Consider the following 12,914-nt stretch of genomic DNA (forward strand, 5'->3'; position numbering starts at 1 on the left):
ACCGCCGCGGCACGGGGTCTTCAAGCCGCTGCACACGATCGCGAACGCGATGCTCCGGCAGACCCGTGAAGGCGCGGACATCGGTGCGGAGCAAGCAATCTCGCTCCAGGAGGCACTGCGAGCGCACACGCTCGACGCGGCGTACACGCTCGGCATGGAGGACCGGATCGGCTCGCTCACTCCGGGAAAACTCGGCGACGTCGTAGTGCTGGACGCGGACCTCGAACAGACCCGACCGGAGAACTTCGGCGAGGTCCACGTGACCACCACGGTGCTGGACGGGCGGATCGTGCACCAGCGGTAACCGCGTGGCCGGGGCGGTGTTCGCGGCCCCGGCCAGGTCCGCCGCTACTCGACCGGGGTGACCTCGGCCATTTCCGACCAGGCCTCGCCGTCGAGGTTCTGGTAGTTGATCTGAGGCTTCTTCGCCACGACCGTCGCCATGAACGGGAAGAACTCCTGCGCGTGCGCGGTGGCGACGTGCGCGTCCCCAGCGGCGCTGTCGGCGAAGACCTCGACGATGACGAATTCGTTCTCGTCGCCGCCGTTCTGGTAGTAGTCGAACGAGACATTGCCCGGTTCGCTGCGCACCTGCTCGGTGTAGCGCTGGATGCCTTCGAGCCACTCGCCGCGCTTCTCGGGGCGGATCTGTGCTTTGAGGACGATCAAGATCATGCCCCCAGTATCGCAGCAACCTCCTTGAGCCCGCAGTGTCTCTGCGCGGCCGTCGAGCCTCCCGTCTTGACGATCGAGAACGGTCGCACGCACAGCACCGAACCTCCGGCCGCGACCACCAGCACGGCCGCGGCGCGGGAGCACTGCTGATCGGAACCGCGCCGCGAGTGGCTGACCGATCCGGACCGCGGACCCCTGAGCCAGCGGACGTCACGCTGACGTCACGGATCCCCGCCCTCGCGGCGGCTCCGTTGACACGTCCGCCATCCGGGTGACATGATTCCGACACCGCTTGGAAACGTTTCCAAACCATCCAGCGCGTAGCTTGGAAACGTTTCCAACAGCGGTTTCCGTACCGCTGTGTCCGACTGGGAGGGACGATGACGTCAACCCGAGCCACGCTGATCCAGGTGGCCGAGCGCGCCGGCGTGTCGCTGGCCTCGACCTCGCGCGCGCTGCACGGGACCGGCGCGAGCAAGGCGATGGTCGAGCGCGTGCGCGCCGCCGCGGCGGAACTCGGGTACAGCGCGGACGCGATCGGGCGGTCGTTGCGGTTGAAGAAGACGTCGCAGATCGCCTTCGCGGTCGCGGACATCGGCAACCCGGTCTACGTCGAGATCATGCGCGGCATCCACGAAGTTCTCGCACCGCACGGATACCGGGTCGTGGTGATGTCCACCGGGGACACCGCGACGTCGACCGCCGAGCTGATCCACAGCCTGCACGGCGGGTTCGTCGACGGCATGATCGTCATCCCGCTGCGCACCGACGACGAGCTGATCGAGCAGATCGGCCAGGCCCCGGTGCCGGTCGTGGTGATCGGCCGGGCGATGAGCGACCGCGGGATCAGTTCGGTCTCCACCGATTCCGCGGCTGGGATCGGCGCGGCGGTGCGGCACGTGGTGTCGCTCGGCCGCCGCCGGATCGGCTTCCTCAACGGGCCGCTCGACACCACCCCGGGCTCTTCGCGGCAACGTGGTTTCGACGAGGCGGTGTCCGCGAAGGACTTCTCCGCCGAAGGAACGGACGTCGAGGTCGCCGCCGATTTCACGGTCGCGGCGGGGATCGAAGCCGCCCGGAAGCTGCTCGACCGTCCGCACCGGCCGGACGCCATCGTGGCGGCCAACGACCTGCTCGCCATCGGGGCCGTCCGCGCCGCCCGGGAGCGGGGCCTGTCCGTCCCGCGCGACGTCGCCGTCACCGGGATGGACGACACCGAACTCGGGCAGGTTTTCCTCCCCCGGCTGACCAGCGTGTCCCTCGGCTCGGCCGAGCGCGGGCGCGCCGCCGCCCGGCTGATGCTCGGGCTGACCGAGGACGCGGACGCCCCCGCGCAGCAGATCTCCGTCGGCACCGAGCTGTTCGTCCGGGAGTCCACTGTGGACCAGAACGGAGAGGACGCGGAATGACCACCGCGACGCAGCCGCGGCGGGTCGCCCCCGCTCCCCGCCGCGCCCGAAGAAGACCACGCTGGCCCGCACTCGCCGGCGCGAGGCGATCGCGCTGGTGATGCCGTCGCTGATCCCGATCCTGGTGCTGTCCGTGGCTCCGCTGGTGATCGGCATCGCGCTGGCGTTCACCGACACCCGGCTGGTGCGGCATCCGGACTTCGGCTTCGCCGGGATCGACAACTTCGTCCGCCTCGGCGGGAACTCGCTTTTCTGGGACTCGCTGCGGATCGGTCTGATCTGGACGGTCGGCGTGACCGTCCTGCAGCTGGCCGCCGCGATGGGCCTGGCGTTGCTGCTCAACTCCGGGCTCAAACTGCAGGGCCTCACGCGAGTGCTCGCGCTCATTCCGTGGGCGATGCCGCCGGTGGTCGTCGCGATTATGTGGCAAATGATTTATTCGGCCAACGGCGGTCCGCTCAACGCCTTCCTCGGCAGCATCGGACTGCCGGACGGAATCAACTGGCTCGGCGATTTCACCACCGCGTTGCCCGCAGTGATCGTAGTCGGCGTATGGGTCGGCATGCCGCAGACCACCGTGACGCTTCTGGCTGGCCTGCAACAGATTCCCGCCGAACTGCACGAAGCGGCGGCGGTGGACGGAGCCGGGGCGTGGCGCCGATTCACCGCGGTGACCTGGCCGAGCATGCGCCCGATTGTCAGTTCCATCACATCGCTGAACTTTATCTGGAATTTCAATTCCTTCTCGCTCGTTTACGTGCTCACCGCGGGCGGCCCGGGCGGCAAGACCATGGTCCCGGTGCTGTTCGTCTACCTCGAAGCGTTCAAGAACCGCGAGATCGGCTACGCCGCCGCGATGGGGCTGGTCCTCGTCCTCGTGGTCGTCGCGCTGCTCGCGATCTACCTGCGGTCGCAGTTCCGCGGCGACCGCCCGGAAAGGGGGCGGTGATCGATGCGCTGGTCCGTACGCCCCGCGCAGTACCTGGCTCTCGTGCTGTACCTGCTGTTCCTCGGTTTCCCGCTGCTGTGGCTCATTTCCGCGTCGGTCAAGTCGTCGGCGGAGCTGAACTCGCTGTCGGTCAACCTGATCCCGAGCGACTGGCATTGGGACAACTACGGCGAAGCGCTTTCCCGGCAGGGCCTGCTGCACTCGGCGCTCAACAGCCTGTTGGTCGCGCTGGCCAGCACCGTGCTGGCGATCCTGATCTCGGTGCCCGCGGCCTACGTGCTGGCCCGGCTCAAGGGCAAGCTGCGCATCGCGGGCGTCACCTGGATCCTCGTCAGCCAGGTGTTCCCGGTGGTGCTGGTGATCCTGCCGCTGTTCCTCGTGCTGCGGACGCTCGGCCTCGCCGACAGCCTCGTCGGGCTGACGCTCGTGCACACCACCTACATCCTCCCGTTCGCGCTGTGGATGCTGCAGGGCTACGTCGCCGCGATCCCGGTCGAGCTGGAGGAGGCCGGGGCGATGGACGGCGCGAACCGGTTCACCGTGCTGCGCACCATCGTGTTCCCGCTGCTGGCCCCGGGCGTGGTCGCGACGGCGATGTTCAGCTTCGTGTCGTCGTGGAACGAGTTCTTCTTCGCGCTGGTGCTGCTGCAGACGCCGGAGAACTACACCCTGCCGATCACGCTCACCATGTTCATCGGCGGCGAGGGCAAGGTCGCCCTCGGCCCGCTGGCCGCGGGCGCCGTGCTCGCGGCGATCCCGAGCATCGCCTTCTTCAGCCTCCTGCGGAAGAAACTCACCGGCGGCCTCATGGCCGGGGCGGTGAAGGGATGAGCCCCACCCCATCGGAAACCCCTTCGAAAGGTCGGTCGATGAAGACACGACGCGCGGCAGCCGCCGCCAGCCTCGCCCTCACCAGCTTGCTCGCCGCCGCGTGCGGCGGCGGCAGCGGCGGGGACAGCGGGAACGGCGGTCCGGTCACCCTCACCTTCCAGTCCCTGTCCGACCAGCCCGCCGCGATCACCGCCACGAACAAGATCGTCGGGCAGTGGAACCAGGCGCATCCCGAGACTCAGGTGAAGGTCGTCCAAGCCGGCTGGGACAGCGCCTACGACAAGCTGATCACCCAGTTCAACGCGGGCACCGCACCGGACATCGTGCACTACGAGGCCGCCGGGATCGGGCCGTTCGCGACCGACGGCTACCTCGCCGACCTCTCCCCTTACCTGTCCGAGCAGAAGCGGGCCGACATCCCGAAGGGCGTGCTCGACTCGGTGACCGTGGGCGGCAAGGTCGTCGCCTACCCGACCGAGCTGCAGTCCTATGTGGTCTTCGCGAACAAGAAACTGCTGGAGCAGTCCGGCGCGCGGATCCCGACCGGCGACACGATGACCTGGGACCAGCTGCGCCAGATGGCCAAGACCGCCACGAAGGACGGCAAGTACGGCCTCGGCTGGGGCCTGTCGAGCCCGACCGCGACGTTCGTGGCGATGGCGCCGGGGTTCGGCGGCAAGTACTTCGAGGGCACCGGCGACCAGGCGCAGATCAGCATCGGCCAGGGCGAAATGGCGCTGCCGCAGCTGGTGCACGACATGAACGCGACCGACCACTCGATCCTGCCGGTGACGCTCACCCAGTCCGGCGGCAAGGCGCTGGCCCCGTTCTACGCGGGCCAGGTCGCGATGACCGTGCAGGGCTCGTACCAGGCGGCGAACATCGAGAAGGACGCGCCGAAGGACCTCGACTGGATCGCGCTGCCGCCGATCGCCGGCCCGGCCGGACCGGCGCAGGCCGCGAACCCGCAGACGCTCTCGGTCAACAAGGACTCCAAGCACGTCGAGCAGGCCGCGAAGTTCCTGGACTTCTTCACCAGCACCGAGAACCTCGCCGCGCTCAACGAGGCCGACACGCTGATCCCGGCGAGCAACTCCGCTCGCGAGGCGCTCGACAAGAAGCTCAGCGCCAAGAAGGGCTGGAGCACCATCCTGGCGTCGGGCAAGTACCTGACCTCGGCGCCGTATCTGTTCGCCGGCAAGTACGCGCAGTGGAAGGACACTGTCGCGACGCCCGCCTACCAGCGCTTCCTGGCGAACCAGATCGACGCGAACACGCTGGCGCAGCAGCTGAAGGACGGCTGGAAGAGCGTCGGCAAGTGACTGCCGCGCCGGGACCGGGCGCTGGTCCGGTCCCGGCGCACAACAGGCGCGGGCGCTCCGCCCGCGCCGGGGAACGAAGGGACGCAAGCCGGTGACCTGGCTGGAGGACCGCGCGGTGGCAGTGATCACCGGCGCGGCAGTGGGGGACGCGCTCGGCGGCGCGACCGAAGGGTGGACGCCCGAGCAGATCGAGGAGCGGCACGGCGGCCGGGTGACCGGCATCGTCGGTCCGTGGTACCCGAACTGGCGGGACGCGCGCCCGATCGCGCCGTACCACAAGGGCGACGGGCACATCACCGACGACACCTTGATGACCCGCGCGATCGTGGAGGTGTACGCGAAACGCCGCGCGCACCTCGACGCGTACGCGATGGCCGAGGACCTCGTCCCGCTGATGATCGGCGAACCGCGCTGGGTGCCGGAGCTGGAGTCGACGGCTCTGTTGCTGCAGCGGGTGTTCCTGGCGGAAAAGTGGATCGTCGCCAAGCTGCACTACGGGCACGTGGACCCGCGCGAGGCGGGCGTCGGCAACATCGTGAACTGCGGCGCGGCGATGTACATCGCGCCGGTCGGCGTGGTGAATCCGGGAGATCCGCAGGCCGCGTACGCCGAGGCGATCGACCTGACCGCGCCGCACCAGTCGAGCTACGGCCGGGAGGCCGCCGGGGTGCTGGCCGCGATGGTCGCCGCTTCGGTCGCCCCGGGTGCGGGGCTGGACGACATCGTGCGGGCCGCGCTCGCGGTGTCGCACGACGGGACGTTGGCCGCGCTGCAGGCTGTGGCCGACGCCTTCCAGGGGTGGAACGCCACACCCAAGAACGACGACGAGGAGCGTGCGCTGGCGCGGAAGATCCGCGAGGTCGTCGCGCCGTTCGATTCGGTCGGACCGGAGTACCGGCAGATGTCGATGGACGCGCGGCGGCCGTCGCGGACCAAGTCGATCGAGGAATTGCCCGCCGCGCTGGGATTCGTGCTGGGCCATCGGGGCGACTATCGCGGGGCGGTGCTGGCTTCGGTGAACTACGGCCGGGACGCGGATTCGATCGCGTCGATGGCGGGTGCGCTCTGCGCAGGGCTCGGCGGAGCGGCGTCGGTGCCGGACGAATGGATCGATCCGATCGGCGAAGCCAGCAAGATGGACTTGCGGGAGACCGGGCGGCTGCTCGCCTCGGCCGCGACGGACATCGTCAAAGCCGACCGCGCACGGGCCCAGGCGCGGCTGGCGGCCCTCGACGCGCTGGACGCGGCATGAGGCTCACCTGGGCTCAGCCCGAAGACCTGCTCGCGCACGAGTTCGTCCAGTCCGCTGCCGAGGGCAGGGACGTGACCTCGGTGCGGGAGCGCTGGATCGCCGCCGGCGGTGATCCGGTTCCCGCCGTGAGCGGGGCTGGACCGCGGCCGGCGTCCCCGGCGTTGCGGGCGCTGGCCCGGACGCTGCTGGACGAGCTGGCCGCGCTCCCCGCCGCGCCGTCGCCCGGAGAACCGGACGGCTGGGACGAGATCCTCGCGCTGCTTCCGGCCGCTCCGGTCCTGCCCAGGCGTGCCGAGGACCGCACGCTCGGCGCGTGGACCGGCCGCGCGGCGGGGTGCCTGCTCGGGAAGCCGGTCGAGAAGATCCCGCGCGAGGGCATCGAGGAGATCCTGCGCGCGACCGGACGCTGGCCGCTGGACCGGTGGTTCACCGCCGTCGGACTGCCGGACGACGTCGCCGCGCGGTGGCCGTGGAACCGGCGGTCGGCCCCGACTTCCCTGGAGGAGAACATCTCCGGGATGCCGGAGGACGACGACCTCAATTACCCCATCCTCGCGCTCACGCTGCTGGAACGGCACGGCCGCGAATTCACGACCGACGACGTCGCACAGCTGTGGCTGGAGCAGCTTCCGGCCGGGCGGGTGTTCACCGCCGAGCGTGCCGCGTACCGGAACCTCCTGGACGCGCGCCCGGTGCCGGAGACTGCGAAGCACCTCAACCCGTTCCGCGAGTGGATCGGCGCGTTGATCCGGACCGACGTTTTCGGCTGGGTCTCCCCCGGCGATGTCCGCGGTGCCGCACGGCTCGCGTGGGTCGACGCGCGGCTCAGCCACACCCGCAACGGCATTTACGGTGCGATCTGGGCAGCCGCACTCGCGTCGGCGGCGATGGTGGTCGACTCCGTCCACAGTGTCCTCGATGCGGCGGAAACCGTTCTGCCGCCGGAAAGCCGACTCGCCGAGGCGGTGCGGTTCGGGCGAGAAGCCGCTGCTTACGACGACGGGCTGGACCGGTTGCACGCCCGGTACGGCGACCTGCATTGGGTGCACGTGCTGAACAACGCCGCAGTGATCGCGTACGCGCTGGCCCGCGGCGACGGTGACTTCGGACAGAGCATCTCGCTCGCTGTCACGGCTGGCTGGGACACGGACTCCGCCGCCGCGACGGTCGGCGGAGTGGTCGGCGCGCTGGTGGGCGTGGACTGGATCGGCGAGCAGTGGACGAAACCGCTCGACAACCGGATCGCGACCTCGTTGCCCGGCGGCGAGCAGCGGATCACCGACCTCGCCGCGCGGACGGCCGGGGTGGCGCGATGACCGAGCGAGTCGCTGTCGTCGGGTCCGCGAACGTCGATCTGGTGGTCGACGTTTCGCGACAGCCGCACGGAGGCGAGACCGTGCTGGGCGGCGAGGTGCGGCGGAGTCCGGGTGGCAAGGGGGCCAATCAGGCGGTCGCCGCGGCCCTCGCCGGCGGGGTGGAGACGACGTTCCTCGGTGCGTTCGGTCCGGACGACGGGGCTGACTTTCTGTTGGCGTCGTTGACGAAGGCCGGGGTGCGGACGGACCTGGTGTCGCGAGTGGACAGTGCCACCGGAACCGCGTTCATCATGGTGTCGCCGGACGGCGAGAACTCCATTGTGGTCGCCCCGGGGGCCAACTCGCTGCTCTCGCTCGCCTCGGCGCAGCTGGAGCGGATCGCGGCGGCGGACGTCGTGCTTGCCCAGCTGGAGATTCCGCTCGAGGCCGTCACCGCTGCTGCAGCGGCCCGACGGTCTGGTGCGCGCATGGTGCTCAACGCCGCACCGTCCCGGCCGCTGCCGGACCTTGAGCTGGACGTGCTCGTTGTCAACGAGCACGAAGCTGCAGACCTGGCTGGGACGACGGGCACGCCCGAGGAGCTGGCCCGGATACTGCAGCAGCGCGCACCCGCTGTGGTGATCACGCTCGGTGCCGCTGGTTGTGTTGTCGCTGAACAGGAAATCGTGCACCTGCCTGGTTTCCAGGTGTCCTCTGTGGACACTACTGGTGCCGGAGACACGTTCTGCGGCGTCCTCGCCGCGGCGCTCGCCGAGGGTCGTCCGCTCCGCGAAGCCGCTGAACGCGCCGGGGCCGCCGCCGCGCTCGCTGTCACCCGGCCCGGCGCGCAGTCCGCCGTGCCGACCGTTGCGGAGGTCGCTGAGTTCGCGACCGGAGGAAACGCCCGATGACGTACGTGTTCAACCCGCTCGTCCCGCGCCCGATCGACCAGCCGACCGAGGTCCCGCTCGGTGCGCCCCTCTCCCCTGAGCAGCTGGCCGCGCTCGACGAGGCCAAGATCTTCGTCGGCCCGGCGGACCCCGCCGACCGTCCGGAATGGCGGGCAAGGCTGGAGCAATGGCGTGCCGACGCGCACCAGCGGCACAGTTATCACGGCCGCGCCTACGACCGGCCGGAAGCCGCGTGGGCCGCCGGATGCCACACGGTCGCGCAGGTCTGGCTGTGGGACGAATTGCTGTATTCCTTCGAGGAGCGCCGGTTCACGCCGGAGCGCTTCCTTGCCGACGCGCACCAGCGGTTCGGCGGGCTCGACGCGGTCGTGCTGTGGCACGCGTACCCGGTGATCGGCCTCGACGACCGCAACCAGTGGGATTTCTACCGCGACGTGCCCGGTCTCCGCGAACTGGTCGAGGTGTTCCATTCGGCGGGCATGCGGGTGTTCGTGGACTACAACCCGTGGGACGTCGGGACGCGCCGGGGGAAGGAAGATGCCGCGGAACTGTCCGCGGTGCTGGCCGATTTCGGTGCCGACGGCGTCTTCCTGGACACCTTGAAGAAGGCCGATCCAGCGCTGGTCGAGCAGCTCGAACGGGCACGGCCCGGAGTGGTGCTGGAGGGCGAATCGAAGCTGCCGGTCGAGCGGATCGAGGACCACTCGGCGTCGTGGGCGCAGTTCTTCGCCGACTCGCCGGTGCCGGGCGTGCTGCGGTCGCACTGGTACGAGCGGCGGCACATGCAGCACCACGTGCGGCGGTGGCACCGCGATCACACGGAGGAGCTGCAGTCGGCCTGGCTGAACGGCGTCGGCGTGATGGTGTGGGAAGTCGTGTTCGGCGTGTGGGTCGGCTGGTCGCAGCGGGACGCGGCGACGGTGCGGCGGATGGTCACGGTGCAGCGTGCGGTCGGTGACCTGCTGCGCGAGGGCGAGTGGACGCCGTTGGCCCCGTTGACGCCGGAAGCCGAAGCGGCCGGGGTTTACGCGTCGCGCTGGGACCTCGGCGACTGGACACTGTGGACGGTCGTGAACCGCGGCGACTCCGACTACTTCGGGCCGGTCGTGGACGGGCGGGTGATCGACCTTTTCGCTGACGGACGGGTGCCCGCGCGGGGAATTTCGGCGCTGCTGCGGATCGCGGACGGAGCCGCCGAGCCGCCGTGGCTGTCTCAGGTGGCGACCCTGCCGCACGATCCGGACGCCCGGTTCCCGCACCGGCTCGCGGTTCGTCGGCAACCATCGACGACAAGCGGTGCGCCCGACGCCGATGCGGTAGTGGTGCCTGCCGGGCCGTATGTGCTGACGGTCCGGTATCGGGCGCGCGAGACCGGGATGTACCAGGGCGCGCCGTACGTGGACGAGTGGAAGCCGCTCCCGCCGCGGCTGCACGACGCCCGGACGCTGCAGCGGGACGGTTCGCTGGCGTCGCCGGTCGTGGTCGCCGCCACCGAGGTGACGAACGGCGAGTTCGCGGAATTCCTTGCTGTCACTGGGTATCAGCCGGTCCAGCCGCACCGGTTCCTGGCCCACTGGGTCGACGGTCAACCGGTCGCCGAGGACGAGCCCGTGACCTTTGTGGACCTCGACGACGCCCGCGCGTACTGCGCGTGGCGCGGCGGCCGGTTGCCGACCGAGGACGAATGGCAGCTCGCCGGGGAAACCGGCGGTCTGCGGCGCGGCACGCCCGCGGTGTGGAACTGGACCGAAAGCGAACACTCCGACGGGAGGACCCGGTTCGTGATGCTCAAGGGCGGCAGTGATTACCGCGCCGAGGGTTCCGAATGGTACGTCGAAGGCGGTCGGCACGCATCGGACTACAGCGTGAAGCTGCTGCTGCCCGGCCTGGGGCTGGCGCGCGGCGCGACCGTCGGGTTCCGCTGTGCCTGGGATGTGACGCGATGACCGTGTCGAGAGAAGCGTCCGCCGGAGCGCTGGCCGGGCTGCGGGTGGTGGACGCGTCGACCTTGTTCGCCGGGCCGATGGCCGCGATGCACCTCGGTGACATGGGTGCCGACGTGATCAAGGTGGAGCACCCGTCGCGGCCGGATCCGTCGCGCACGCACGGGGTGGCCAAGGGCGACGTCAACCTGTGGTGGAAGACGTTGGGGCGCAACAAACGCACCGTCACCGCGAACCTGAGCAGCGACGGCGGGCGCGAGGTGTTCCTGGCGCTTGCTTCGACGGCCGACGTGGTGATCGAGAACTTCCGGCCGGGCACGCTCGAACGCTGGGGGCTCGGTTACGAGGACCTGTCCGCGCGCAATCCGGGACTGGTTCTCGCCCGGGTGACCGGATTCGGCCAATTCGGGCCGTACTCCCCTCGACCCGGCTTCGGCACGCTCGCCGAGGCGATGAGCGGATTCGCCGCGGCCACCGGAGAACCGGACGGACCGCCGACGCTGCCGCCGTTCGGACTCGCCGACGGAGTCGCGTCGCTGGCCACCGCGTACGCGATCATGGTGGCGCTCGCCGGGCGTACGGCCAGCGGACGCGGTCAGGTCGTGGACGTCGCGATCATCGAACCGATTCTCGCCATGCTCGGACCGCAGATCACGCGGTGGGACCAGCTCGGCACGGTTCAGCCGCGCACCGGCAACCGCTCCACAAACAACGCCCCGCGCAACACCTACCGCACGTGCGACGGGCACTGGGTCGCGGTGTCGACGTCGGCACAGTCGATCGCGGAACGCGTGGTGCGGCTGGTCGGACGTCCGGAACTGGCCGACGAGCCGTGGTTCGCGACCGGTGCGGACCGGGCCGCGCACGCGGACGAACTGGACGAGGCCGTCGGCGGCTGGATCGCCCAGCACACGCGGGACGAGGTCGTAGCCGCGTTCGAGGAGGCGCAGGCCGCGGTCGCGCCGATCTACGACGCGGCTGACATCGTCGCGGACCCGCAGTTCCGCGCACTGGGCACGATCCACGAAATCGAGGACCCGGAGCTGGGCACGACGCTGATGCAAGGGCCGCTGTTCCGGTTGTCGGACAACGACGGCGTCATCGGCTTCACCGGACGCCCGCACGGCGCGGACACCGACGAAGTGCTCGGTTCGCTGGGCTTCACCGCGGCACGGATCGCCGAACTTCGCGCGGAGGGAGCGGTATGACGCCCGCGCTGACCCTGCTCTACGTCCCGGCCGACCGGCCCGACCGCGTGGCCAAGGCGCTCGCCTCGGACGCCGACGTCGTGCTGGTCGATCTCGAGGACGCCGTCGCGCCCGCGCAGAAGGACGCCGCACGGGACACCGCGATGCGGCTGTTGGCCGACGTGCCCGCGTCGCGGCCGGTGCAGGTGCGGATCAACCACCCGGACACCCCGTGGCACGCGGCGGACGTGGCCGCAGTCGCCGCCCTGCCGACGTGGGTGGGCGCGCGATTGCCGAAGGTCGAGAGCCCGCTCGACGTCCGGTCGCACGCCGATGCCTTGCCGGGGCGGGAATTGCACCCGCTGATCGAGTCGGCGCTCGGCGTGGAGCGGGCGCTGGAGATCGCGCTCGCTTCGCCGCAGACCGCGTCGCTCGGACTGGGCGAGGCGGATCTGCGGTCCGACCTGCGGCTCGCCGACGAAGCCGGGCTCACCTGGGCGCGCAGCCGGATAGTGAACGCCGCCCGCGCGGCGCGGCTGCCCCCGCCGGCGATGTCGGTGTACGCGAACGTCCGCGACCTGGAAGGGCTGGCGGAGAGCTGCCGCGCCGGGCGGGCACTCGGTTTCCGCGGCCGGACAGCGATCCATCCGGTGCAACTGCCGACGATCCGCGCGGCCTTCTTGCCGACTGCGGAGGAGATCGCACGGGCACGGGAGGTACTGTCCCGAATGGACGGTGCCACCCAAGCCGGAGTGGGCGCGCTCGCCCTCGCCGACGGGACGTTCCTGGACATCGCGATGCGGGACCAGGCACTCGCAGTACTGGCACTCGTCTCCGATTAGGACGTGGCCCCCGGAAACCCACTCCCCGGGATGCTCCAGCCGGACAGCGATCCATCCGGTGCAACTGCCGACGATCCGCGCCGCCTTCCTGCCGACCGCCGAGGAGATCGCACGAGCGCGGGAGGTACTGTCCCGAATGGACGGTGCCACCCAAGCCGGAGTCGGCGCGCTCGCCCTCGCCGACGGAACGTTCCTAGACGTGGCGATGCGAGACCAAGCACTGGCAGTACTGGCACTCGTCGCCGATTAGGACGTGGCCCCCGAAACCCACGCCGCCGACGGAGCGCCTCGAGGTCGC

Annotated in this window: 12 protein-coding genes and 1 pseudogene; 12 read left to right on the forward strand and 1 reads right to left on the reverse strand. The window is 70.3% G+C overall.

Annotation, left to right across the window (positions count from 1 at the left end):
* Window positions 1–22: 22 nt before the first annotated feature.
* Window positions 23–304: pseudogene (locus ATK30_RS43090) on the forward strand (amidohydrolase family protein); the annotation flags it as partial.
* Window positions 305–348: 44 nt separating this feature from the next.
* On the opposite strand, the gene ATK30_RS43095 reads toward ATK30_RS43090, so the two are convergent.
* Complete coding sequence (locus ATK30_RS43095; RefSeq protein ID WP_101440406.1) at window positions 349–675, reverse strand: putative quinol monooxygenase; 327 nt, start codon at window positions 673–675, stop codon at window positions 349–351.
* Between the two features lie 380 nt (window positions 676–1,055).
* Between ATK30_RS43095 and ATK30_RS43100 the strand changes: the two genes are divergently transcribed.
* The 11 genes from ATK30_RS43100 (at window position 1,056) to ATK30_RS43150 (ending at window position 12,866) form a co-directional block, all read left to right on the forward strand.
* Window positions 1,056–2,084, forward strand: coding sequence for a LacI family DNA-binding transcriptional regulator (locus tag ATK30_RS43100; protein ID WP_101440407.1), 1,029 nt, complete (start codon window positions 1,056–1,058; stop codon window positions 2,082–2,084).
* A gap of 100 nt (window positions 2,085–2,184) precedes the next feature.
* Window positions 2,185–3,033, forward strand: a complete 849-nt coding sequence (locus tag ATK30_RS43105) for a carbohydrate ABC transporter permease (RefSeq protein WP_167442096.1) — start codon at window positions 2,185–2,187, stop codon at window positions 3,031–3,033.
* A gap of 3 nt (window positions 3,034–3,036) precedes the next feature.
* Window positions 3,037–3,864: a carbohydrate ABC transporter permease gene (locus tag ATK30_RS43110; protein ID WP_101440409.1), complete on the forward strand. Its 828-nt coding sequence runs from the start codon at window positions 3,037–3,039 to the stop codon at window positions 3,862–3,864.
* A 38-nt stretch (window positions 3,865–3,902) separates the two neighbouring features.
* The gene (locus tag ATK30_RS43115) at window positions 3,903–5,186 is read left to right on the forward strand and encodes an ABC transporter substrate-binding protein (protein ID WP_101440410.1); all 1,284 of its coding nucleotides are present in this window, start codon (window positions 3,903–3,905) and stop codon (window positions 5,184–5,186) included.
* A 91-nt stretch (window positions 5,187–5,277) separates the two neighbouring features.
* A complete protein-coding gene (locus ATK30_RS43120; RefSeq protein WP_101440411.1) occupies window positions 5,278–6,438 on the forward strand; it encodes an ADP-ribosylglycohydrolase family protein in 1,161 nt (386 codons plus the stop codon).
* A complete protein-coding gene (locus tag ATK30_RS43125) occupies window positions 6,435–7,754 on the forward strand; it encodes an ADP-ribosylglycohydrolase family protein (protein WP_101440412.1) in 1,320 nt (439 codons plus the stop codon). Before ATK30_RS43120 ends, ATK30_RS43125 begins: the two co-directional genes overlap by 4 nt.
* On the forward strand, window positions 7,751–8,644 hold the full coding sequence (locus ATK30_RS43130; RefSeq protein WP_101440413.1) for a ribokinase: 894 nt from the start codon (window positions 7,751–7,753) through the stop codon (window positions 8,642–8,644). The genes ATK30_RS43125 and ATK30_RS43130 overlap by 4 nt, the downstream gene beginning before the upstream one ends.
* Entirely contained in the window at window positions 8,641–10,590 is a 1,950-nt protein-coding gene (locus ATK30_RS43135; protein WP_101440414.1) for an SUMF1/EgtB/PvdO family nonheme iron enzyme, read from the forward strand. Before ATK30_RS43130 ends, ATK30_RS43135 begins: the two co-directional genes overlap by 4 nt.
* Complete coding sequence (locus ATK30_RS43140; RefSeq protein WP_101440415.1) at window positions 10,587–11,795, forward strand: CaiB/BaiF CoA transferase family protein; 1,209 nt, start codon at window positions 10,587–10,589, stop codon at window positions 11,793–11,795. The genes ATK30_RS43135 and ATK30_RS43140 overlap by 4 nt, the downstream gene beginning before the upstream one ends.
* Complete coding sequence (locus ATK30_RS43145; RefSeq protein ID WP_101440416.1) at window positions 11,792–12,616, forward strand: HpcH/HpaI aldolase/citrate lyase family protein; 825 nt, start codon at window positions 11,792–11,794, stop codon at window positions 12,614–12,616. Before ATK30_RS43140 ends, ATK30_RS43145 begins: the two co-directional genes overlap by 4 nt.
* A gap of 58 nt (window positions 12,617–12,674) precedes the next feature.
* The gene (locus ATK30_RS43150) at window positions 12,675–12,866 is read left to right on the forward strand and encodes a hypothetical protein (RefSeq protein WP_244194900.1); all 192 of its coding nucleotides are present in this window, start codon (window positions 12,675–12,677) and stop codon (window positions 12,864–12,866) included.
* The last annotated feature ends 48 nt before the right edge of the window (window positions 12,867–12,914 follow it).

Source organism: Amycolatopsis echigonensis, from assembly GCF_002846615.1.
GTDB classification, from domain to species: domain Bacteria; phylum Actinomycetota; class Actinomycetes; order Mycobacteriales; family Pseudonocardiaceae; genus Amycolatopsis; species Amycolatopsis echigonensis.